The 23,969-nt window shown below is 49.5% G+C and carries 23 protein-coding genes; 14 read left to right on the top strand and 9 right to left on the bottom strand.

Annotation, left to right across the window (positions count from 1 at the left end; translation table 11 throughout):
* Positions 1 to 5 precede the first annotated feature (5 nt).
* The 11 genes from BM427_RS23790 (at position 6) to cheW (ending at position 12,494) form a co-directional block, all read left to right on the top strand.
* Entirely contained in the window at positions 6 to 1,127 is a 1,122-nt protein-coding gene (locus BM427_RS23790; protein WP_090126841.1) for a flagellar basal body P-ring protein FlgI, read from the top strand.
* Positions 1,127 to 2,071 carry a flagellar assembly peptidoglycan hydrolase FlgJ gene (flgJ, locus tag BM427_RS23785; RefSeq protein WP_090126838.1) on the top strand — a complete coding sequence of 315 codons (945 nt, stop codon included), beginning with the start codon at positions 1,127 to 1,129 and terminating at the stop codon, positions 2,069 to 2,071. Before BM427_RS23790 ends, flgJ begins: the two co-directional genes overlap by 1 nt.
* 104 nt (positions 2,072 to 2,175) lie before the next feature.
* Entirely contained in the window at positions 2,176 to 3,810 is a 1,635-nt protein-coding gene (gene flgK, locus BM427_RS23780; protein WP_090126834.1) for a flagellar hook-associated protein FlgK, read from the top strand.
* Positions 3,811 to 3,854: 44 nt separating this feature from the next.
* Positions 3,855 to 4,778, top strand: coding sequence for a flagellar hook-associated protein FlgL (gene flgL / locus BM427_RS23775; RefSeq protein WP_090126831.1), 924 nt, complete (start codon positions 3,855 to 3,857; stop codon positions 4,776 to 4,778).
* A 144-nt stretch (positions 4,779 to 4,922) separates the two neighbouring features.
* A complete protein-coding gene (locus BM427_RS23770; RefSeq protein ID WP_244316606.1) occupies positions 4,923 to 6,560 on the top strand; it encodes a methyl-accepting chemotaxis protein in 1,638 nt (545 codons plus the stop codon).
* Between the two features lie 181 nt (positions 6,561 to 6,741).
* Entirely contained in the window at positions 6,742 to 7,464 is a 723-nt protein-coding gene (locus tag BM427_RS23765; RefSeq protein WP_090126828.1) for an RNA polymerase sigma factor FliA, read from the top strand.
* A gap of 69 nt (positions 7,465 to 7,533) precedes the next feature.
* Positions 7,534 to 7,887 carry a flagellar transcriptional regulator FlhD gene (gene flhD, locus BM427_RS23760; RefSeq protein ID WP_425280064.1) on the top strand — a complete coding sequence of 118 codons (354 nt, stop codon included), beginning with the start codon at positions 7,534 to 7,536 and terminating at the stop codon, positions 7,885 to 7,887.
* A gap of 189 nt (positions 7,888 to 8,076) precedes the next feature.
* Positions 8,077 to 8,967: a flagellar motor stator protein MotA gene (gene motA / locus BM427_RS23755; protein WP_090126916.1), complete on the top strand. Its 891-nt coding sequence runs from the start codon at positions 8,077 to 8,079 to the stop codon at positions 8,965 to 8,967.
* Complete coding sequence (gene motB, locus BM427_RS23750; protein WP_090126823.1) at positions 8,964 to 9,947, top strand: flagellar motor protein MotB; 984 nt, start codon at positions 8,964 to 8,966, stop codon at positions 9,945 to 9,947. Before motA ends, motB begins: the two co-directional genes overlap by 4 nt.
* Complete coding sequence (gene cheA / locus BM427_RS23745; protein WP_090126821.1) at positions 9,934 to 11,958, top strand: chemotaxis protein CheA; 2,025 nt, start codon at positions 9,934 to 9,936, stop codon at positions 11,956 to 11,958. The genes motB and cheA overlap by 14 nt, the downstream gene beginning before the upstream one ends.
* 26 nt (positions 11,959 to 11,984) lie before the next feature.
* On the top strand, positions 11,985 to 12,494 hold the full coding sequence (cheW, locus tag BM427_RS23740) for a chemotaxis protein CheW (RefSeq protein ID WP_090126818.1): 510 nt from the start codon (positions 11,985 to 11,987) through the stop codon (positions 12,492 to 12,494).
* 591 nt (positions 12,495 to 13,085) lie between these two features.
* Here the strand turns inward: cheW and BM427_RS23735 are convergent.
* Complete coding sequence (locus BM427_RS23735) at positions 13,086 to 13,907, bottom strand: flagellin N-terminal helical domain-containing protein (protein ID WP_090126815.1); 822 nt, start codon at positions 13,905 to 13,907, stop codon at positions 13,086 to 13,088.
* A 392-nt stretch (positions 13,908 to 14,299) separates the two neighbouring features.
* Here BM427_RS23735 and fliD point away from each other — a divergent pair, with 392 nt between their 5' ends.
* The 3 genes from fliD (at position 14,300) to fliT (ending at position 16,536) form a co-directional block, all read left to right on the top strand.
* Positions 14,300 to 15,727: a flagellar filament capping protein FliD gene (gene fliD / locus BM427_RS23730; protein WP_090126810.1), complete on the top strand. Its 1,428-nt coding sequence runs from the start codon at positions 14,300 to 14,302 to the stop codon at positions 15,725 to 15,727.
* A gap of 69 nt (positions 15,728 to 15,796) precedes the next feature.
* Positions 15,797 to 16,201, top strand: coding sequence for a flagellar export chaperone FliS (gene fliS / locus BM427_RS23725; protein ID WP_090126807.1), 405 nt, complete (start codon positions 15,797 to 15,799; stop codon positions 16,199 to 16,201).
* Entirely contained in the window at positions 16,198 to 16,536 is a 339-nt protein-coding gene (gene fliT, locus BM427_RS23720; RefSeq protein WP_167518531.1) for a flagellar protein FliT, read from the top strand. The genes fliS and fliT overlap by 4 nt, the downstream gene beginning before the upstream one ends.
* A gap of 58 nt (positions 16,537 to 16,594) precedes the next feature.
* On the opposite strand, the gene BM427_RS23715 is transcribed toward fliT, so the two are convergent.
* From BM427_RS23715 to fliE, 8 genes are all read right to left on the bottom strand, one after another.
* Entirely contained in the window at positions 16,595 to 16,999 is a 405-nt protein-coding gene (locus BM427_RS23715; RefSeq protein WP_244316605.1) for a flagellar protein FlhE, read from the bottom strand.
* Entirely contained in the window at positions 16,996 to 19,092 is a 2,097-nt protein-coding gene (gene flhA, locus BM427_RS23710) for a flagellar biosynthesis protein FlhA (RefSeq protein ID WP_090126800.1), read from the bottom strand. The genes BM427_RS23715 and flhA overlap by 4 nt, the downstream gene beginning before the upstream one ends.
* Entirely contained in the window at positions 19,092 to 20,237 is a 1,146-nt protein-coding gene (flhB, locus tag BM427_RS23705; protein ID WP_090126797.1) for a flagellar biosynthesis protein FlhB, read from the bottom strand. Before flhB ends, flhA begins: the two co-directional genes overlap by 1 nt.
* Positions 20,238 to 20,240: 3 nt before the next feature.
* Positions 20,241 to 20,882 carry a protein phosphatase CheZ gene (gene cheZ / locus BM427_RS23700; RefSeq protein ID WP_090126912.1) on the bottom strand — a complete coding sequence of 214 codons (642 nt, stop codon included), beginning with the start codon at positions 20,880 to 20,882 and terminating at the stop codon, positions 20,241 to 20,243.
* A 4-nt stretch (positions 20,883 to 20,886) separates the two neighbouring features.
* Positions 20,887 to 21,276, bottom strand: a complete 390-nt coding sequence (cheY, locus tag BM427_RS23695; protein WP_090126793.1) for a chemotaxis response regulator CheY — start codon at positions 21,274 to 21,276, stop codon at positions 20,887 to 20,889.
* Between the two features lie 67 nt (positions 21,277 to 21,343).
* Positions 21,344 to 22,390, bottom strand: coding sequence for a protein-glutamate methylesterase/protein-glutamine glutaminase (locus BM427_RS23690; RefSeq protein WP_090126791.1), 1,047 nt, complete (start codon positions 22,388 to 22,390; stop codon positions 21,344 to 21,346).
* Positions 22,387 to 23,253, bottom strand: a complete 867-nt coding sequence (locus tag BM427_RS23685) for a CheR family methyltransferase (protein WP_090126788.1) — start codon at positions 23,251 to 23,253, stop codon at positions 22,387 to 22,389. Before BM427_RS23685 ends, BM427_RS23690 begins: the two co-directional genes overlap by 4 nt.
* Before the next feature lie 227 nt (positions 23,254 to 23,480).
* Complete coding sequence (fliE, locus tag BM427_RS23680) at positions 23,481 to 23,822, bottom strand: flagellar hook-basal body complex protein FliE (protein ID WP_090126785.1); 342 nt, start codon at positions 23,820 to 23,822, stop codon at positions 23,481 to 23,483.
* Positions 23,823 to 23,969 lie beyond the last annotated feature (147 nt).

Here is a 23,969-nt window from a genome sequence, read left to right as displayed (position 1 = left end):
GAATTATGAAAACCCCATCTTTTACGCATTACCTGAGCTTGCTCTGCGTTTGCCTTCCTCTGCTCGCACCCTTTGCGGCAAAAGCAGAACGCATTCGCGATTTAACGACACTGCAGGGGGTTCGCAGCAATTCTCTGATAGGTTACGGCCTTGTCGTGGGCCTGGATGGTACGGGCGATCAAACGATGCAGACGCCATTTACCACCCAAACCCTGAGTAATATGCTGTCTCAGTTGGGGGTCACTGTGCCCAGCGGCACCAACATGCAGTTGAAAAATGTGGCCGCAGTGATGGTTACGGCCGAGCTACCCGCATTTTCCCGCGTCGGCGACAGGATGGACATCGTCGTTTCTTCAATGGGTAACGCCAAAAGTTTACGTGGTGGCACACTTCTGATGACGCCATTGAAAGGGGTGGATAACCAGATCTATGCGCTGGCGCAGGGGAACCTGCTGGTGACCGGTGCGGGTGCTCAGGGAGGCGGAAGTCGCGTACAGGTTAACCAGCTTAACGGCGCACGCATCAGCGGTGGTGCGACGGTTGAGCGTGAAGTACCGACCAGTTTCGCCGATGGCAGAGAGCTCAGGTTGCAGTTGAATGAGGAGGATTTCTCCGTTGCTCAGCAGATTAGCAACGAAATTAACCGGCGTTACGGGGGGGCGACAGCGGCTGCGGAAGATGCCCGAACGATTCGCTTGTATGCGCCATCGGACAGTGCCGGACGCGTGCGTTTTATTGCGAATATCCAGAATATACCGATTAACGCCGGGGCCGGGGATGCCAGAGTGATTGTTAACTCACGTACAGGCTCGGTAGTAATGAACCGTCATGTCATGCTGGATGCCTGTGCAGTTGCCCAGGGCGATTTAACGGTAGAGGTTTCCCGGACGAATGATGTCAGCCAGCCCAACACACCTCTTGCCGGTGGCCAGACGGTGGTGACGCCGAATACCTCTGTTTCGGTGCGGTCAGGCGGCGGTTCGTTGCAGCGGCTGAACACCAGCGCCGATCTCAACAGTGTCGTCCGGGCGTTGAATAACCTCGGGGCAACACCGAACGATTTGATGTCGATCCTGCAGTCTATGAAAAGCGCAGGCTGCCTGCATGCCCGTCTGGAGACGGATTGATGGATAAGTTAGTACTTACTTCCGGTGCCGCTTTCGATCTGCATGGCCTTGATGCACTGAAGCTGGCAGTTAAACGCTCGCCGCAGCAGGGGGTGAAAGCAGCGGCGCAGCAGATGGAAGGGTTGTTTGTCCAGATGATGTTGAAAAGCATGCGCGATGCGTCATTCAAAGGAGGGCTCTTTGACAACCAGCAGTCAGAGATGTTTACCTCAATGTATGACCAGCAAATCTCGCAGGATATTGCGTCACAGGGCAAACTGGGTTTTGCCGATTTGATCTCACAGCAGCTGGGTGGGGCCCAGCCATCGGCAGCCAGCGGACATCAACAGGAACCGCTTATTTCTTCTCTGGTGACGGCAAGTCTGCATCCCAAACCAGAAGCCTGGTCCGCTGAGCGATATGCCAAAGAGGAATGCGGCGTTGCGTGCTATGGCAGTCAGCCGGAAAACGACGATTTTATCTCTCGCCTGATCTCGCCGGCACGGGATGTTGCGCGCGCCAGTGGTATTCCGCACCAGCTAATCATCGCTCAGGCGGCGCTGGAGTCGAGCTGGGGGAACCACGAGATCCTGACCCGAGAGGGGAAACCAAGCCATAACCTGTTTGGTATTAAAGCCACACCTGACTGGAAAGGTGAAACGGCGGAAATCACCACCACTGAATATATCAACGGCGTGGCCAGAAAAGTGAAAGCCGCCTTTAGGGTATACAAAAATTATGCTGAAGCATTGAGTGATTACGCGGCATTTTTAACCCGCAATCCACGTTATCAAAAAGTGATTAACAATAATTCTGTAGAAAAATCGGCGCATGCTTTACAGGCAGGGGGATATGCTACCGACCCGAATTATGCGAAAAAGTTAATAAATATTATTCATCATGTAGAAAATAGAATCGCCAGTGCCAGAAAAGACGCTAAAACAAATTTTGATGCATTATTTTAGCCTTTTGGGTTTAGTTTTTCCTGTAACTCTCGATATATAAATAACAGTATAAATTTTAAGGCCAGAGTGCGCTCTCGCCTCATACAATATGAGGTTAGTAACTGATGAACCTATTCAATATTGCTCAAAGTGGATTAAGTGCCGCTCAGCTGGCTCTGGATGTTGTGGGAAACAATTTAAGCAATGCGACGACGGATGGCTATAGTCGACAAAATATTATGCTCGGAGAGGCTGGTGGGCTAACTACGCGCTATGGCTTTTTCGGTTATGGTGTGCAGGAGAATGATGTTATACGCAGCTATGACGGATTTTTGAATAATCAGGTCCGTGGTTCCACTTCGCAGTTTCAGGCGGTGAATGGACGTTATGAGCAGCTTAGCCAGATAGATGACCTGCTCGGTGATGGCACCAATAATATTTCGGTAACAACGAATAATATTTTTGGCGCGATGCAAAAAATGAGTAGCAATCCGGCCGATGTTGCCGCGCGTCAGGAAGTATTATCACAGTTCAAAGCGGTAGCGAACCAGTATCAGACTAATAGCAACACGCTGAATGGTCTGAAAAAAAGCACCAATACCAAAATCAGTCAGACTGTTGATGATATCAATAGCTATGCTAAACAACTCGCCACGCTGAATAAAGAAATTGCCAAAGTCCAGGCAGGTAGCGGCGGCTTGCCGTCAGATTTGCTCGATCAGCGCGATCAGATATTAGGTAAGCTTAGCGGCCTGACCGGTATTAAGGTGAATGAAAACAGCACCACCGGGCGCGTGGATGTCACGCTGGCAAACGGCAACTTACTGGTCGATGGCGATAGCGTTTGTGAACTGAAAGCGGAAGTATCGCCTGAGGATCCCAGTAAAACCATCGTCTCCTATATTGACGCTTCCGGTAACGCCATGCCGGTCGATGAAGATCAAATGAGCAGCGGCACATTGGGTGGGTTGTTCAAGTTTCGCAATACGGATTTAAAGGATGCGGAAAACCAGCTCAATCAGTTGGCGCTGCAAATGGCCACCAAATTTAACGAGGTCAACAAAGCGGGTTACGATCGGAATGGCGCAGTTGGCACGGATATCTTTTCGATTGCCGATCCGCAGGCCATCGCCAACAGCAATAACACCGGTAATGCATCGCTGAATATTACCCGTAGCGATGTGTCGGCGGTTAAAGCGCAGGATTACACCATGACTTATGACGGCTCCACCTGGACGGTCACGTCCAGCGATGGGCGGAAGATTACGCCAGACGTAGGGAGTGATGGCTCGCTCAGCTTTGACGGTATTACGGTGACGCCACAGGGAACGCCGCAGGCGGGCGACAGCTTTATGTTTAATCCCGTGTCTGGCGCGGCGGGTTCGCTCAGTGTAGCGCTCAGCGATGGTGACCAGATTGCTGCATCAAGCTCCTCCGATCCCAGCGAGCAAAGTAATAACGAAAATCTTAAAGATATGCTGGCGATTAAAGACCTGCAAATTGTCGACGGAGCAACGCTCAGTGATGCTTACGCCAACCTGGTAAGCTCAGTCGGATCCGCCATGACGGATGTGAAATCCGAGCTTACCACTTCAGCAAATGTAGCCTCCCAGTGGCTGCAGCAGCAGCAGTCGGTTTCGGGGGTCGATATTAATGAAGAGTACATCAACCTGCAAATGTATACACAATATTACCAGGCCAACGCTCAGGTATTACAAACGGCAACGACGTTGTTCGATTCCATACTCAGCATTAAATAACGCTTTTTCGTCACGGTCTTCATTTAGTAAAAAAGGATATAGCGATGCGTCTCACGACTCACTATATGTTTCAAAAGAATATTGAAAGCATTACCAACGCGATGTCCAACGGAGATGATATTAATAGCCGCCTCGCGGCTGGACAGACTCTGTTAACGCCTTCCGACGATCCTGCCGGAGCCGCGCTGGCGGTTTCTTTGCAAAATGCGCTTGCCGGCATGAGTCAGTACGATACGGCCAGGACATACGCGCAGGATGCGTTAGGCCAGGAAAATAACGTTCTGGACAGTATAGGAAATATCCTGACGAGTAGTTTGTCGGAAAAAATCATTGCCGGGGGCGATGGGAGTATGAACGATGAGGCGCGCCAGGCTATAGCGACTGAACTGCAGGGAATTCGCGATAGTCTGCGCGATCTTGGCAACACTCGCGACAGCAGCGGTCGTTATATTTTCTCCGGTTACAAAACAGGTACTGAACCTTTCGGCCAGGACGGTCATTATGCCGGTGGCGATACAGCGATGACCCAGCAGGTTAGTGACAGTACCACTATGCAGGTAGGACATACCGGGCAGCAGCTGTTTATGAGTGGTAGTGACACTGACCTGCTGACGTCGATTGATCAGGCGATAAATGCATTAAATAAGCCGGTCGTCAACGCCGATGACCGTAAGGCGCTACAGGATACGCTGGATAGCGTCAACAAAGCGGTTAAGAAAAATATCGATAATCTGGGCAAAATCCAGGCGCAGGTGGGGACAAGCCTGCAACAGATCGATTCGCTTGGTGAAAGTTCAGATACGCAAAAAATCTCATTAACTTCGCGTTTACAACAGGCGGTGGGTTCCGATCCTGACACCAGCATTACTCTGATCACGCAGTCTAAAATGGCTGAGTTTGCCCTCAGTTCTTCAATGGTGGTATTCCAGAGCATGCAGAAAATGTCCATTTTCAATTACATTGGTTAATAATTTGTAGGCATACTGCATTTTTTTGCAGCTTATATTTTTAGCTGTATTTTTTAATGTGGCTGAAAAAAATTACAGGTTTATCTAATTATCAGGGTTGGTATGTTTAAAAATATAAAGATCACCACGGGTATAAATTCCATAATGATTGTTTTTATTGTCTTTCTGGCAATATCCTATTTTTTCAACTTTAACAATTCACGCATTTTTGATCATGAGCTGAAATATGTTCTGAAAGTCTCTAGCGCCAATAATCCAATTTGGAGTGCGGAAGGTAATATAAACAGTGCGGTGCGATTTATTGTTATCGAAAGCACCCATTACAATAAAACGGGAGCCCACGTTACGGATAAAAATACGCTGGATAACATTGACCGTTATATTAATCGTGCCAAAGCAGATTATAAAGAATTTGACGCTCAGACTCCGGTATCTGAAGCCGCACGTGCCAAACGTCTGTTGATTGATAAGGCGTTTGGTAATCTGTTTGATTTGATCATCAAGAATAGAGATATACTGGCTAATCCGGAACTAACGTTGGCTGATGCGTCCGTACTGAGTACGGAATTGAATCAGTTGCAAATTGGCTTGAACCACGGCCTGGAGGAATATAATGATATTCTGCATGACGCCATCGAGCAGCATATGCAAACTGTGCATAGCAATAATGCCAGAATGTTGTTCATCATTTCTCTTTTTCTGGTTATTTCGCTAAGCATTCTCATGATGAGCAGGGTCTGGCTGAAGCGGCGGCTTTTTGCGCGTCTGGTGGAGGTTAAAACCGCACTTGATTCTATTGCATCAGGCGATTTACGCAACGAAATTGAAAAAGGCGCGGATGACGAACTTGGCGAAGTGTTATATTCGGCTTCCCAAATGCGTCTCTCCCTGTCCCGTACGGTTTCTGACATTCGTCATGGCGTCACCAACGTTTTCGGTAGCGCGCAAGAAATGACCAGTAGCAATAACGAACTCTCTTCGCGCACTGAGCAGCAGGCTTCCGCCCTGCAAGAAACGGCAGCCAGTATGGAAGAGCTAAAAATTACCGTACGGCAGAATGCCGATAACGCCCACAGTGCGAAACAGCTGGTTGAAGGTGCCAACTGCAGCGCCCGTAAAGGGGGCGAAGTGATGGTTAATCTTGATGGCATTATGCGTGAGATCACGGAAAACTCGCAGCAGATTGCGGACATCAACAGCGTGATTGACAGCATTGCCAATCAGACCAATATACTGGCGTTGAACGCGGCCGTTGAGGCAGCGCGAGCAGGCGAGCAGGGGCGCGGATTTGCTGTGGTTGCAGGGGAAGTTCGCAGTCTGGCGAAGCGCAGCGCAGATGCTGCGAAGGAGATTCGTCAGCTGATCAATGTCTGCGTCGCCAATATGAATACTGGCTCTCAGGAAGTGGAACTGGCCGGTGCAGCGATGAATGAAGTCGTGAAATCGGTGACTCAGGTGACGGATATTATGGCTGAGATCACTTCAGCTTCCGAAGAGCAAAGCACGGGTATCAACCAAATAGCTCAGGCGGTTAATGAGATGGACCTGGTGACTCAGCAAAATGCCAGCATGGTGGAGCAGGCCGCAGGTGTAGCCCAGAGTGTCGAAGATTATGCCCACGATCTGCAGCGTGCGGTTTCGCTGTTCTCGCTTCAGGCAGAAAAATCGTCAGATAAAGGACATAATAAGGAGTATGTCACCAGCCCGGCCAAAAAAAAACTAATGAATAGTGAGCCAGCACTTAGTCAGAACAAAGTTGAAGATGACTGGGTAAGCTTCTAATCGGGACTCAGAGCCAGCGTGTAAAATAAACAACGGCATGCTGTCGTTGTTTATTTATTGATAATGTTGATGACGCTGTTTTCGACTGAAATAGGTTTATTTCCTTTCGCTTATCAGGCTATTTGATTAGGCTCTGTTCGATAACAATTGAGTTCTGTTATTCGCACTGGAATTTTCAATTTTGGATGGTATTTATACCCCTGAGGGTATCGTAGACAAGAGTGCGCTGTGGTTAAAGTATCGGTTTTGGGTGCGTAAAGAAGCCCTAAATTTACAGGTTAAATTACCCGCGAGTGTGGAACTTGACGATCTTATCCAGGCCGGGGCGCTGGGGTTGCTGAATGCAATTGACAATTTTGACCCGAAAAAAGGTATCGCCCTAAGTACTTATCTTACCCAACGTGTTCGCTGGGCATTAATTGATGAATTGCGCGAACGTGACTGGGTTCCTCGACGCGTGCGCAACAATTCTCGTCAGCTATCAGCTGCTATTCGGCGTATTGAGCAGGAGGCGGGCAAAGCGGCTTCTGAAGCGGAAATAGCGGAAGAAATGGGCGTCTCATTGGCTGAGTATCACGCGATGCTGGCAGAAAGCAATAACAGCATTATTTTTTCTCTGGATGAGCTTCAGGAAGAATATGGCGATAGTTTTGAACAACCGGATAGCAGCCATGAAGCGTTGGATCCGCTGAATGAGACATTTTTTTCCCGGCTGGTATCTCAGACCAGCAGCGAAATAAAAAAACTGCCGGAGCGGGAGCAGTTACTGCTCAGTCTCTATTATCAGCAAGAGCTAAACATGAAAGAGATTGGTTATATCCTCGATATCACGGAGACGCGGGTCAGTCAGCTGCACAGCCAGGCCATTAAACGTCTGCGGGCCAGAATGGATGCCAGTAAATAACTTTTCATTTACCTTAACAATCTGCCAGCTATCGGCGGGTGCGCACTAATAACACAGGGTGCAAATAATATGATGAAAGTGACTAGCTATGATGTGAGCTTACAAAGTATTTATGTATTTAATCTCTCTTATCTGTTGTTGGCTCAGCGTTTGATAAAAAATGATTCTTTTTCTGCTGGCTTATTTTTGGGAATAATAGATGAAGATCTTCTTGATGTCATCAAAGGGTTATCTTTACCACAGCTCATTCAGCTGGCATCAGGCGATCGGCTTGTCTGCCAACTGCGCATTGATAATGAGTCAGTATTAAAATGTGTCACTAAAAAATCTCGCCTCGAGGCGCTTCAGGGAATCCATACTGGTATTATTTTGTCAACGAGTGTTATGAATTCCCTTACTATCAACGAGCAGTCTGCGAAATAATATGTTGCCAGCTAGCAGTATAAGGAGAAACCTAAGGATGAATCAAAAACTTAACGGGATATAATTTCTACAAATATACCCTTGCTGATTGGCGGGTTTTTTTTATTAATAATGAAATATCCATCTTGTATTTTGGCATTTTCTGATGCTGGAATTGTAAAGTGCTTTTTCGATGGTAAAGGGGGTATTGTGCTTGTTGTTTTAGGATATTTCGTGGTTCTCGCCGCGGTTATTGGTGGCTTTGCTTTGACCGGTGGTGAACTGGGCGCTTTTTTTCAGCCGAGTGAACTTCTAATTATTGGCGGTGCTGGACTTGGGGCATTTATTGTTGGCAACAATGCTAAAGCTCTGAAGGCCACGCTGAAAGCACTTCCCCTGATGTTTAAAGGCTCGCAATATAATAAATCCAATTATCTGGACCTGTTGGCGTTATTATTCTTGTTGCTGGGGAAAAGCCGTCAGTACGGCATGATGTCGCTCGAAGCAGATATTGAAGATCCGCATAATAGCGCTATTTTTATGAATTACCCCCGGTTGTTGGCCGATGTCACTATCATGAATTTTGTGGTCGATTATTTACGCTTAATGGTCAGCGGGAGCATGAACGCTTTTGAGATAGAAGCCTTAATCGATGAGGAAATTGATACTGCGGAACACGAAGCTGAGCAACCAGCCGGCAGTATTAATTCAGTGGGGGATGCGCTCCCGGCATTTGGTATTGTTGCGGCGGTAATGGGCGTGGTTCATGCGCTGGCCTCGGCAGATCGTCCGGCCGCTGAGCTAGGCGAGTTAATTGCCCATGCTATGGTGGGAACCTTCCTGGGGATCTTGCTGGCTTACGGTTTTATTCTTCCGCTGGCTTCGCTGCTGCGTCAAAAAAGCGCAGAGAAAACGAAAGTACTGCTCTGCATTAAAGCCGTGCTGCTGGCGGCAATTAATGGTTCTGCGCCGCAAATTGCCGTTGAGTTTGGTCGCAAAACGCTTTTCTCTGGCGTGCGTCCGACCTTCTACGAACTGGAAGAACATGTTCGTCAGGTGAAATCAGCCGTACAAAGCCCGGCGTCGGAAAATGGCTCATGAGTAAATCAAACCACTCTGTTGTTGTGGTACGAAAAAAAGCAGGGAATCAGCATGGTGGCCATCATGGCGGCTCCTGGAAAATTGCTTACGCCGACTTTATGACAGCGATGATGGCTTTTTTCCTGGTGATGTGGCTGCTTGCTTCCTCCACGCCAGAAACACGTGAGCAAATTGCGGAATATTTTAAAATGCCGTTAAGCACGGCGCTGGCGCATGGTAACAAATCCAGTTTGAGCGCCAGCGTTATCCCCGGTGGTGGTGACGACGTAATTAAGCAGGATGGCGAAGTATTCAAACGCATTCTGGATAAGCAAAAACATTCCAGAGATGAGAAGTTACATAACCTGCGTGAGAAATTAGTTAGCCTGATTAAACGGGATCCCCGGTTGAGCAATTTTCAGTCGAATTTACGGCTGTCATTAACGGATAACGGCCTGCTGATCCAAATTACTGACAGTCAGGATCGTCCTATGTTTAAGGTGGGGAGTCGAGAGCCTGAGCCATATATGCGTGCGATTCTTCAGGCGCTGGCTCCTGCGCTTAATGAGTTGCCTAACCGTATTACCCTCTCCGGACATACCGATTCCCTACCCTACGCGGGTGGTGACGCCGCCTACAGTAACTGGGAGCTGTCGGCTGACCGTGCAAATGCCTCACGGCGGGCACTTATCAGCGGCGGGCTTGCTGCTGATAAATTCCTGCGCATTATCGGCCTCGCGAATAGCGTAAGCATTGACAGCCATTCAGATGGGGACAGCCCGCTTAATCGGCGAATTACGATTCTGGTTAATAGCAAAGAAAAAGAGAATGAGATTCTTCAAGAAGATTCGCTGTTAAATAAATTAACGGCAACGCCTGAAACGGCAGATTTAAAACCACAATTAAAAATTATGCCTCCTGGCGTTAGCCTCTCCGGGCGGCCTGTAACTCCCCCCTCAGAAATAAACCAGGAGCAGACGGAACAAGATGGACATAAGTGATTTTTATCAGACGTTCTTTGATGAAGCTGATGAGTTACTGGCAGATATGGAAAGACACCTGCTGGATCTTGACTTTCTTTCCCCCGATAGCGATCGGTTGAACGCCATATTTCGTGCTGCCCACTCAATAAAAGGCGGCGCGGGAACCTTTGGTTTCACGGTCTTACAGGAAACGACGCATATTCTGGAAAACTTGCTGGATGAGGCCCGCTGTGGGCAACTACAGCTTACGGGGGACATTATTAATTTGTTTCTGGAGAGTAAAGATATTATGCAGGAACAGCTGGATGCGTATAAATCCTCACAGGAGCCAGATAGTGACAGTTTTCACTATATTTGCGAAGCGCTACGCCAGATTGCATTAGAGAATAGCGCCAGCCCGACGACATCCGTCGCGATGTCAAAGGTGTTGACACCGATGGAGGTGCAGGCTGAACTGGCCGCGGCAGAGCCTTCACCGGTGAGTGTAAGAGATAAAACGACAGGAGATACGCTGCTTACCATTACCCTGCTGGATATTAAGGAGCAGGATAAAGGACCGCTGGCGGAAGAACTGGGCAATCTGGGTGTCATCATCAATCAGCGGCATCAGGACAACCAGCTCGAGGTCACGCTTAACTCCACCGCCAGCGCCGACGATATTATCGCTGTGATGTGTTTTGTCCTGGAACCGCATCAAATTGTTATTTCGCCTGTTGAGAACGCAGTGGTAGAAGCCAGCAGCGTTGAGATAGTGCCAGTCAAGGAGGAGCCGGTCGTTGTTCCAGCGGTGAGCCACAAAGCGCCAGCCAGACAAAAAGCGCCGGCTAAATCGGCAGCGAGTGAAAGCGGCAGCATCCGGGTTGTTGTCGATAAGGTTGATCAGATCATTAACCTGGTGGGAGAACTCATTATCACCCAGGCGATGCTGACCCAGCTCGCCAGCCGCCTGGATCCCTCCCAGCATGACACGCTGGTTAACAGTATTGGTCAGTTGGAACGTAATGCGCGCGATCTCCAGGAATCGGTGATGTCAATTCGTATGATGCCGATGGAGTATGTTTTCAGTCGGTTCCCGCGCCTGGTACACGACCTGGCCGGTAAATTAAACAAAGAGGTTGAGCTGACCCTTATTGGCGGCTCGGCTGAGCTGGATAAAAGCCTGATTGAGAAGATTATCGATCCGCTGACGCATCTGGTGCGCAATAGCCTTGACCACGGTATTGAACCGATTGAGGTACGGCGGGCCAAAGGGAAAGCGGATAAAGGGAATTTGATTCTCTCCGCCGAACATCACGGTGGCAACATTGTGATTGAAGTGACAGATGATGGCGCTGGGCTGAATCGCGAGAAGATCCTTGCCCGGGCGCAGTCACAGGGGTTGGCGGTTAGCGAAAATATGAGCGATGAAGAGGTCTGGATGCTGATTTTTGCGCCAGGTTTTTCTACCGCAGAGAAAGTCACCGATGTTTCCGGCCGGGGCGTTGGCATGGACGTGGTGAAACGTAACATCCAGGAGATGGGGGGCTACGTTGAAATTCGTTCCGAGCAGGACAAAGGTTCCACAATGCGTATTGTCCTGCCGCTGACGCTGGCTATCCTTGACGGCATGTCGGTGCGGGTAGGGGACGAAATCTACGTTCTGCCGCTGGGAACGGTTATGGAGTCGCGTCTCCCTTCTGAGAATGCGCTCTATCGTATGGCCGGCAACGAATTGATGTTCCAGGTCCGCGAAGAGTATCTGCCGTTAATTGAGCTGCGTAAGGTGTTCGACCTACCTGGCGAGGTTGATAATATTACCGATGGTATTGCCGTTATTGTACAGAGCGCAGGCTGTCGCTACGCCTTATTGGTCGATCAGTTAGTTGGGCAACATCAGGTCGTGGTAAAAAATCTTGAGCTTAATTACCGTAAAGTTCCCGGTATCTCTGCGGCAACGATCCTCGGTGATGGCAGCGTAGCGCTGATTCTTGATGTGGCAGTCCTGGCGACGATGGCAAAAGAACAACGACAGGCAACAAAAGCGGGTTAATAACACTTCTCATTTAAGGTGAAAAAATGAATCTGTCTGGTTCAGAAAATAATATTGCCGGCGATATTGCTGGTCATGAATATTTGGTCTTTACGCTCGGGGCTGAGGAATACGGTATTGATATTCTAAAGGTTCAGGAAATTCGTGCCTGTGAGCGCGTTACCCGTATTGCAAACTCTCCTGACTTTATTGCTGGCGTAACAAATTTACGTGGTGTCATTGTCCCGATTGTTGATTTACGCGTTAAGTTTCGTCTCAGTGCTGCTGCATTTGATGACAGTACTGTGGTTATTATCCTCAATTTCGGCAACCGCGTTGTCGGAATTATTGTCGACGGCGTTTCGGATGTGCTGACATTAGCTGCGGAACAAATCCGTCCGGCACCTGATTTTTCCGTTACGCTGTCGACGGAATATTTGCAAGGGCTGGGATCGGTTGACGATCGGATGCTGATTCTGGTGGATATTGAGAAACTGCTGAACAGTGAAGAGATGGCACTGATCGAGAAAAGTGCCATGCTTGCCAGCTGCGAGTAATACCTCTTTTTTTATTATCAGGCCTGCGGGTGTTATTTCCGCAGGCCTTTATTTATCCCGCTATACACTGCTCCTTACGCTACAGCCATGCCGAACCTTTAAGAGGATGTCGTGGCACGGCTGAAAAAAATAGAACATTTCTCCGATAGCTCTCCCATACCCTATTCAGCGCCAGGCTGATCAGTGCCGTATCCGCTGCGACTGGCAGGCTCCGGTGGCCAATAACTCCCTCGCCAGCATCAGCGATTAGCCGTCCAGAGTCGAGTCAACGGCTGGGCGTCCTGGATATCCTCTAAACGCTGGCGAACACGATGAGCGGATCTAACCCTGTTGCTGATGAACATCCTCAGATTAGGGCTACCTTCGGGAAGACATCAGAGGAATCGTCTCTTGTCTTGTCCTGGGGGACGGGGGCAGCATCTTTACTGCATGGCCTTTTGCTGCCTGAGGTTGGCGGTGAAAGAAACGCGATACCAGGAAGAGCGACGGTTCCCCTAAAAAGAAAACACCCTTTAAGCGGTACGCTTAAAGGGTGAGGGGCCATCTTATGAACCCGACCCTAAGGTCGGGTTAAGACGTAGAAATGAATAATTAACGCAGCAGAGACAAGATGTTCTGCGGAGTTTGGTTGGCCTGTGCCAGTACGGAAGTCCCCGCTTGCTGCAGAATGTTGTTTTTGGACATATTGGATACTTCGGTTGCCATATCGGCATCCTGAATACGCGACTGGGAAGAGCTCAGGTTGGTAATTGTGCTGTTGATGTTGTTAATCACAGAATCGAAACGGTTCTGTACGGCACCAAGATCGGAACGCAGGTTAGAAACATCTTTAATCGCAGCATCCACGCGCGCCAGCATGCCAGCTGAACCTGAAGCAGCATCCGTGACATCGAAGCCAGTCATACCCATGGTACTGGCATCCAGTTCACTCAGGGCGATATCGATAGTCTGACCGTCGTTTGCACCAACCTGAATGCTCAGTGTACCGGCAGAAGAGCCGAGGACGTTTACGCCGTTAAACTGAGTCTGCTGGGAAATACGATCGATTTCAGCAAGGCGCTGGGTGATTTCAGCCTGGATTTGCGCCTTGTTCTCGTCTGAGTTGGTGCCGTTCAACGCCTGAACGGTCAGGCGGCGAATGTTCTGCAGGTTGTCGTTCACTTCGTTCAGTGCGCCTTCAGTGGTCTGCGCAATTGAGATACCATCGTTGGCGTTACGCGCAGCCTGGGTCAGACCGTTAATACTGGAAGTAAAGCCGTTACTGATCGCCTGGCCTGCTGCGTCATCTTTTGCGCTGTTAATACGCAGACCGGAGGAGAGACGCTGGATAGCGGTGCCCAGTGCAGACTGAGATTTGTTCAGGTTGTTCTGTGCAATCAGGCTCAGGGTATTAGTGTTAACGACCTGGGTCATATTTATTTCCTTTGTTCATGATGGGGTATTAAATCACTCATGCGTTTTTAGTTCGCATAATCTAAAATATCGGCGCGGGAAAAATATTCTGAAATTTTTTTATTGCGGATTGCTTTATTACTGAAAAGAAAACGGGTGCTCTTCCTTTATTGTTTGAAGGTGTTAATTTTGTCGGTGCTGGTGTATTTAATGGAAGAGGGTTTTCTGTATATGCTCATATTTTTTCATTTCGATGATTAGTAAACACGATTGCTGGTATTTCATGGCATTGTTTTTTTGCTGGTAATGGATGATGCGAAAATTTTTATCCAGATATTCATTTATTTGTCCTTGTGCCGATATTTAACTAATGACATTGGCAAAATGTATGTTTAAGCCTAAAGGAGATAACCATGGCAGTATCATCAGCAACGGCCATACCAGGTGTGGGCGGATTTGATTACAGCACCCTGCTGAATAATCTGGCCGACCTGGAACAGCAACGTTTGACGCCCTACACCACATCGCAGTCCACCTGTAAGAACAAGATCTCCGCCTGGGGAACCATCAGCAGCTTAATGACCACACTGCAGGGGACGGTAAAGAAGCTTGAAAACTCTGCATTCAATACCATGAAGGTCAGTGAGACAACCGCCTTTACCGCGACGGCCACTGACAGTGCCAACGCCGATACGCATTCTGTAAGAGTTGATCAGCTTGCCGTTGCGCATAAACTGAAAACTGCAACCTTTGACAGCAGTGACAAGGCGCTGGGAAGCCAGGATGGCGGGACACGTACCCTGACTATCACGCAGAAGGACGGCGCGTCGGTGCAGGTTGAGTTGAAGGACGAACAGACATCGCTGAATGATATCGCCAAAGCGATCAACGATAAGGGTGGCGACGTCTCCGCATCCGTTCAGCGTACCGGTGACGGCCAGTATCAGCTGATGCTGAGTTCGAAAAAAACCGGAGAAGACGGTGAAATGACCGTCAGCGTCGAGGGTGATGAGCAACTGGGCGCTCTTTTTAATACCAGCAACGGCGGCACCGGGAATGACAAAATGACCCAAGTCTCCGCCGCACAAGACGCGAAGGTTACCGTTGATGGCACGCAATATACCCGCTCCATCAATAATATCAGCGACATCATTGATGGCGTAACGCTGAACCTGAATGCAGTATCAAAAGATGACACGCCTGAACAGTTGACCCTGAGCGTTGATACTTCTGCCATCAAAACGACGTTGCAGGACTTTGTCAAACAGTACAATGCGTTGTTATCGGAAGCCTCTGCGGAAAGCAAGTTTGTTCCTCTTGATACCAGCAGTAGCAGCACCGAGAAAAGCGGGGTGCTGATGGGCGACTCCACGCTACGAAGCCTGGTAAGTGGCTTCCGCAACGCGGTTGCCAGTACCTATGGCGACACCGGCAGTGATTACAGTTCGTTGGCTGATTTAGGCATCTCCATCGATACGCAAAACGGCCAGATGACCCTTGATGAGGATAAGCTGGATAAGGCTATTGCGGATAATTCGGATCAGATTGGCAAAATATTCAAAGGCAGCGGCGAAACTGCGGGTCTGGCATCATCGCTGGAGTCGATTATCACCAAATTCGCGGGGGATGAGGGTGATGGCAAAACCAGCGGAATGATAAAAACTACCACCGACGACCTGAATACCCAGCTGACTGACATCGGCGATCAGATTACAAAGACCCAAGTGTTGATCGATTCTCAGGTTGAGCTGTACAGGAAGCAGTTTGCCAATGCGGATCTTATCGTTAACCAGACGAACAATTTACAGAATACGCTGGCCACCATGTTTAGCCAATTGTGATGCCGGTTGTCTGATTAATCGATTATTGATACAGGGCTGTGCGCCCTGTTTATATCCAGGAATACCCATATGTATCACTCACAAGGCCCTGAGGCCTATGCACAGGTCTCTCTGGAGAGCAAGCTGGCTGGTGCCTCTCCGCATCAGCTTATCTCGATGCTGTTTGACGGCGCGCGCAGTGCCATTTTACGGGCAAAGATCTATTTTGAAGATGGCAAAGTGGCGAAGCGCGGCGAGATGATTTCTAAAGCGATTAACATTATTGACAATGGGTTGCGAGCCTCGCTCGATCACAAAAAAGGCATGGAAATCGCTGCCGATCTTGAGCGGTTATATGAGTATATTTCACGTTTGCTGATGCAGGCCAATCTGCATAGCGATGTGGCAAAGCTTGAGCAGGCCGCTAAATTGATTACTGACATTTCAGAGACATGGGAAGCAATTTCGCCCCTGAATCAGGCAGGGCAACGATGACGGATTCATCCAACTCCCCTTTGCAGGATATTCTGCAGATGCACCTGACGCTGCTTGAAACGCTGAGGCGGGAAGAGTGGGAGGTGCTTGCCGATATCTCACCGGCATATAGTCAGGCCGTTGAGGCGACGATCGCCCATTTACAACAGAGCGCTGAAGCCGGAAAAAAAGAAGAACTGGCCCGGTTGATAGCCAGCCTGCAAGCCAGCGAAGCTGAAATCGGCAGGCGATTGCAGGCCCGAATGCAGATGCTGAGAGAGAATATGCTCAAACTGCAGCACGGGAAAACGGGCTGTCGGTATTATGCTGAGCAGATGCCCCGTCGCTTTGCCTGAATCTTCACCGGCCTCGCTCTGAAGCCGGTACGACACCTTTCCCGATATCCCCCGTTGTCTATGGCGCGCGGTAATTAACCGTTAGCTGATTGCTGACCACCTGAAGTGCGGGCATCAGCGGCCCGCGGCTGTTTACAGAGTAGAGAAAGCGAAAAGTGTTGCCCGCTGAAAGGGGAACGCTAACCTGCTGTGTGCCCGTCAGATCTCTGAGCGGAATACAAAAAGACGGCGCGCAGAGCTTAATCTGCAGACCTGTCGGTGGCGGGCTGAGCAGCTCAATGCGCCAGACCACGCTTGTAATGGTGGCCGCTCTCGAAAGCGGACCTTGCGCCTGCAACGGCCGGCTGGTTAAGATCTGCTGGCCGACGCTGACGCTACCGCCGACGCTTTTGCCGGTCCAGCTACCGCCAGTAGCGGCTACCGGAAGGATCACAAACCATAGCGTTAACGGCAGGTATTTCACTGCGCGCCTCCGATAGTGTAAGACATATGTACCGTGCGGTTGCTGCTGATTTCAAAGTTAGACAGCACCACTAACTGCGGGTAAACACGGCGCAGGAACCGTGAAAGCATCAGCCGCAGCGGTTGGTTGACTAACAGCACTGGCGCCACGCCAAGTGTACTTTGCTGACTGATGGCCTGCCCGGCATGTTCAATCATTTTTTCCGCGATGCCAGGCTCAAGGGCGCTGCTGTTCTGCGTGGCCTGAATCAGCAACCTTTCAAGATTAGGATCCAGCCCAATGACCTCAATATCAGGACTATTACCAAACCACTGGTGAGTGATCGCTCGCGCCAGGCGGATGCGGACCTGAGCGGTAAGCTCATCAGCGTCGGTTTGTGTTGGAGCATGTTCCGCCAGGGTGTCAATAATCGTACGCATATCGCGGATTGAGATTCGCTCCGCCAGTAGATTTTGTAGCACCTTATGGAACAGGGAGAGCGATATCGTATCCGGAATTAAATCCTCTATCAGCTTGGGCATCTCTTTGGTGATACGTTCCAGCAATTGCTGGGTTTCCTGACGGCTGAAAAGTTCGTCCGTATGCGTATCGATCAAATGATTCAGATGGGTAGCGATGACCGATGCCGGATCGACCACCGTATAGCCTAACGTTAGGGCGCGTTCCCGCATGACTTCGTCAATCCAAACGGCGGGCAAATTAAAGGCGGGGTCGATGCCGGGCAGCCCTTCCAGTTTTCCTTCCGCACAGCCAGGGTCGATGGCCATCCAGCGTTCGGGTTTGACTTCCCCACCGCCAATCTCTATTCCCTTCAGTAAGATGCGATACTCGGTCGGTTTGAGATCGAGGTTGTCGCAAATGTGGATTGCGGGCGGCAGAAAGCCCATCTTCTGGGCAAATTTTTTACGGATGCCGCGAATACGCGTCAGCAACTGTCCATCTTGAGTATTATCCACCATCGGAATCAACCGATAACCCACCTCCAGTCCCAGCACATCTTCCATTTCAACATCGGACCAGGAGGCTTCAGGTGCCTGAACGGCTTCGCTGATCTCTGCGCTATCCATGCCGGTACTCCGTTTTGTGCCGCTCAGTTCTGCCATCTGCTGGCCGCGCAGCCACCAGGCCAGGCCAAGCAGCGCCGCAGTGAAAAGCAGGAATACCAGGTTGGGCATTCCGGGGATAATACCAAGCAGGCCGATGACGCCAGCAGCCAGCAGCATCACGCGCGGATTGTTGAACAACTGGCTAACCATCTGTTCGCCAACATCGGTTTCGCTGGATACACGGGTAACGATGACACCTGCAGCTGTCGAGATAATTAGGGCCGGGATCTGCGCGACCAGGCCATCGCCAATGGTCAGAAGCGTATAGGTTTGTGCGGCGTCGGCAAATGACAGGTCGTGCTGAAGGATACCGATAATCAGGCCGCCAACAATGTTAATCGCCATGATTAACAAGCCGGCCATGGCGTCTCCGCGTACGAATTTACTGGCACCATCCATGGAGCCATAAAAATCGGACTCCATGGTGACTTCACGACGTCTCTTTTTTGCCTCTTCTTCGCCAATCAGGCCCGCGTTGAGATCGGCATCAATGGCCATCTGTTTTCCCGGCATCCCGTCGAGTACGAAGCGAGCACCTACTTCGGCGATACGCCCCGCACCCTTGGTGATCACCATAAAGTTAATGATGATCAAAATAGTGAAGACGATGATGCCGATAGCGAAATTACCGCCAACCAGAAAGTGCCCAAAAGCTTCTACCACCCGGCCTGCAGCGGAAGCGCCAGTATGACCTTCCATGAGTATGATGCGGGTAGACGCGATATTGAGCGCCAGACGTAGCAAGGTGGAGAACAGCAACACGATGGGAAAAGATGAAAAATCTAGCGTGTTCTGTGTAAACATTGCTACCAGCAATATCATCAGCGACAGCACTATATTGAAAGTAAACAGTGTATCAAGTGCAAAGGCGGGCAGCGGCAGCACCATCATCGCCAGGATCATCATGATCAATACCGGCCCTGCCAGTATTTGCCACTGTGTCTCTTTAAAATTTGGTAAGCGTAGTTTGGTGGTTAAATTGGCCATCATTCCTGGCTCTCATGGGTGAAATCCAGCGCCGGCGGCACTGAAAGGTTTTCCGGTTTATTGGGTATTTTTCCGCCTGATTTACGCCAGTGCTTCAGGCGATAAACCCAGGCGAGGACTTCCGCGACCACGCCGTAAAGCTCAGACGGGATTGGATCGCCTATCTCGCAGTGGCGATAGAGCGCACGCGCTAGCGGCGCGGCTTCAAGCATGGGGACCTTATGCTGCAGCCCCATTTCGCGGATACGTAAAGCGATTTCGCCTGCACCTTTTGCAAGGACGGTCGGCGCAGCCATTTTTCCCTCTTTCCAGCTGATTGCGACGGAATAGTGGGTCGGGTTGTTCACGATGACGTCCGCTTTGGGGACATCCAGCATCATGTGGCGTTGCGCCAGGCTGCGGCGCATCTGTCTGATACGTCCTTTCACATGTGGATCGCCTTCGCTCTGTTTAAATTCATCGCGGATCTCCTGGCGACTCATGCGCAACTTTTTGATATTGCGCATTAATTGATAAAAGACGTCATAGCCTACCATTGGTACCAGTGCGCTAATCACAACCAGCAGGCAGTGGGATATCAGTAGGTGTGAGTCGCTCAGAGAGTCTGAGAGTGATTCATTAACCAGGCGGATGAACTGGCTTTTATTGGTGAAAAAATATAAGCCGCAGGCGCAGCCAACCAGCGCCGCTTTCATCAAACTTTTTGCCAGCTCTGATAACACCTGAAACGAGAAGAGGCGTTTAAAACCCGAAACAGGGGAGAGACGGGTAATATCAAATTTTAATGATTTAGTGCTGAAATGCAGGCCGCCAATCAGGGCGCAAGAGGCGATAGCGACAAAAAACAGCCCCAGCAGCGGCGGCAGCAGGGCGTTTAGCATCAGCGACAGTAATCCGCTGGATTTGTGCAGCATACTGGTTGTATCACTTATCAGCAGGCGATCGAAAACTAGCCCGTCATGCAGTAACTGTGCAAGTTGGCCAGCGGTGTTTTCTCCGCTGATAAAAATCAGCGACCAGCCCGCCAGCAGCATCAGTAGCGAAGTCAGTTCTTTTGAGCGCGGGATCTGTCCCTCTTCCCGTGCTTTTTGTCTTCGCTGGGGGGTGGGGTCTTCTGTTTTGTCTTCGTCGCTTGCTTCAGACATGCATCAGAAACCTAAATCGGCGAGCAAATCGTCTACCTGATCCTGTGTGGCCACCACGCCAGTCAGGGTATGATCAATTTGTGGACCATTTTTCAGGCTTTCCTGTTCCTGGTCGGAAGTGATGGTCATATTCGGAATATTTTCAACCAGCACCTGAATCAGCTCGTTTTCAATATTCTCGATAAGAAGCATCATGCGTTGAACGACCTGACCCGTAAGATCCTGAAAATCCTGGGCCATCATGATTTCCATCAGTTCGTTATTGGTTTTATTGGTCAGCGTTGGCACTTCCTGTAAAAAATCGCGGGTGTCACTAACCAAATCGCGGGCAACAGGAAGTTCGACAGGTTCTGCAAACCATTCATCCCAGCGTCCGTTTAGCTCAGAGGCCCGCTCATTCAGACGATCTTGTAAAGGACGAGCCACCTCCACAGAAGTTAACGCTCTGTCGGCGGCCTGGGACGTTTTACTGACAATATAGTTCAGGCGATCACGGGTATCCGGGATAGCTTCGGCGGCATCCATAATGGCGCGGTCCAGCCCGAGGCTGCTCATACTAGTGCGTAGCTGACGTGTCAAATGGCCAATGCGGGAAAAAATACTTTTAAAGCTATCCGCCGCCGGATTATTTGGTTGATTGTCCACTTGTTTACCACCCAATTTTTTCGAAAATCTTATTCAACTTCTCTTCAAGGATTGCCGCAGTGAAGGGTTTTACAACATAACCACTGGCCCCAGCCTGCGCAGCTGCAATAATGTTTTCTTTTTTAGCTTCTGCGGTAACCATTAATACCGGCATGGTGCTCCATGTCGGCGAATTACGGATCTCGGTCAGTAACTGTAATCCGTCCATATTGGGCATATTCCAGTCGCTTATGACAAAGTCGAAGGGGATCTGCTGCATTTTATTTAATGCATCCTGACCATCTTCGGCCTCTTCAACGTTATTAAAACCGAGATCTTTAAGTAGATTGCGTACGATGCGTCGCATCGTGGCAAAATCATCGACCACTAAAAAACGTAAATTCTTATCAGCCATATATGGAGTCCTGGTTAATTGTGCTCTTGCTGGGAACGCGGTAGTGAATAACAGTGATGCAGCAAACTTAAATTCTGCGGGCTTGCCCGACGATATTTTTCAGAATGGTTTGTGCTATTTGATCGAGATCGACGATCTCGTCAACAGCATTGAGGAGAACGGCTTCACGTGGCATGCCATACACCACGCAGGTTTTTTCACTTTGTGCCAGCGTTTTTGCGCCGGTTTGGTGAAGTTCAAGCAGGCCTCTTGCTCCGTCATAGCCCATACCGGTAAGGATCGCCCCGACGGCGTTTTTCCCGGCGGACTCGGCGACCGACTGCAGCAACATATCCACAGATGGCCGGTGACGGTTAACCGGTGGCAGATCGTTGAGCCGCACATGATAATTGGCGCCGCTACGACAGAGCTCCATATGCCTGCCGCCCGGTGCGATATAGGCATGCCCCGGTAATACACGCTCGCCATCCTCTGCCTCTTTAACCGTGATCTGGCAAATTTTATCCAGCCGTTCAGCAAAAGAGCGGGTAAAACCTGGCGGCATATGCTGCGCAATGACAATGCCTGGACAGGACGCAGGCATGGGCATCAGAACGTGGCGTATGGCTTCGGTACCGCCGGTAGACGCGCCGATAGCGATAATTTTTTCGCTGCCGACTAGCGGGCTATTGATGATTTTGGGCGCTGCTATTTGCCCTTCCCGTCGTCTGATATGCGCTTTCGCTGCGGTACGGATCTTATCTGCCATCAGTTCACTGTATTGCATCATCCCTTCTTGCAGACCCATTTGCGGTTTAGTCACAAAGTCGACGGCCCCCAGTTCGAGGGCGCTCAGGGTGATATCCGATCCTTTGCTGGTAAGTGAAGAGACCATGATGACGGGCATGGGGCGCAGGCGCATCAGGCGTTCCAGAAAATCAAGGCCGTCCATACGCGGCATTTCCACATCCAGGGTCAGAACATCCGGATTATGCTGTTTAATCAGATCGCGGGCGATAATGGGATCGAGCGCCGTCGCCACCATTTCCATATCCGGCTGCTGATTAACTATTTTGGTCAAGATATTGCGGATCAGGGCTGAGTCATCGACGCAGAGTACTTTTATTTTGTTCATGCCTTTTCCTTTTTCAGACAATACACCGACTGACCTTTCAGGCGGAAAGGGCTGGCCGTACTACTAAAGTGTTCCGAGTGACCAACAAAAAGCAGTCCGCCGGGTTTCAGCAGTTTCGCAAAACGGTTAAGTAGCTGATCTTGGGTGTTTTTATCAAAATAGATCATTACGTTACGGCAGAAGATGGCGTCAAAGGGCGCCGGGATATCCCAGTTTGCTGAAATCAGGTTTAGCTGCTGGAAATGCACTGCGTTTTGTAAGACGCTCCTTACTTTCACCTGATCCCGCTTCCCGGAATCATTTCTGCGTAAAAAATAATTTTTTTTCTGCTCCAGGGATAAGTTATTTAAATCAGCCATGCGATAGGTGCCGCTACGGGCTTTTTCTAATACGCCGGTGTCAATATCCGTGGCCAGAATGCGGGGCCCAACAATTGAATGGCCTAATACTTCGTCCAGCGTCATTGCAATAGAATAGGGTTCTTCACCCGTTGATGCTGCCGTGCACCAGACGTTATATCCTCCACCTCTGGTACGCGCATGCTCAGTGAGAATGGGGAAATGATAGGCTTCACGGAAAAAGGACGTTAAATTTGTTGTCAATGCATTAACAAATTGCTGCCATTCATTATGATTAGGCGAATTTTCCAGTAGCCGTATATAGTCCCTGAAGCTGTTTAATCCAAGAGCACGCAGTCGCGGTGCAAGACGGTTATAGACCATATCCCGCCTCTGAGCGGTAATGACTATGCCAGCCTGCTGATAAATTAGCTCAATAAACGTGTTTAATTCTGATTCTGAAAGATGATTTTGCACAAACTGATTGCTAATTTCGATTTTATTATTATGAGCGATGTTAGGCATTCCGGGTAATCCTAAAATAAATCCTGTTGGCAAATAATCCGGCATAGAAAATACCGGGAGTTTCCGAACGGAGCGGCGCTAAATACCTGTTGGAGGCAATTATAAATAGCATTCATTACCCATCAACACATAATGCTGTCCGGAAGACAGCATTATGTGTTGATGGGTAATAATGTCAGATGCAGGCGATTATTCTCTGTGCAATGCGTCGCATCAACGGACTTACGTTATAATGACATTCCCATAATTTCCTGGTACGCACTGACCATTTTGTTCCTTACCTGAACGCCCAGGTTAAGGGCCAGGGATGATTTTTGCAGAGACACCATAACGTCGTTCAATTCAATATCTGATGCGCCGCTCATATAGGCCTCAGCTTGATTTTGGGCCGTACTTTGCACCTGACTAATAGATTTAATGCTGCCGAGCAACATGTCAGAAAATGACGCGTTACCACCGCTAGTGGATGCTGCGCCGACTTCGGACTGGATGCCTTTACTCAGAGCGGACGCTTGACGGGCCTGAAATTGAATTTGATCGATAATACCGTGCATTGACTGAATAGACATCTTTATAATCCTTCGCTACTTTTCCCGGCGTTAACTTCTTGCCAGTTCAACCGAAACAGAATAGCAGGAGTACAATGCGAAAATATAATTTGAATAGCTGACAGAAGCGTTAGCTTATCACCGACTAAAGTTTCCCCCAGTTTGTAC

It is taken from the genome of Kosakonia arachidis (assembly GCF_900116535.1).
Taxonomy (GTDB): domain Bacteria; phylum Pseudomonadota; class Gammaproteobacteria; order Enterobacterales; family Enterobacteriaceae; genus Kosakonia; species Kosakonia arachidis.
This window is presented reverse-complemented; position numbering and strand designations above follow the sequence as displayed.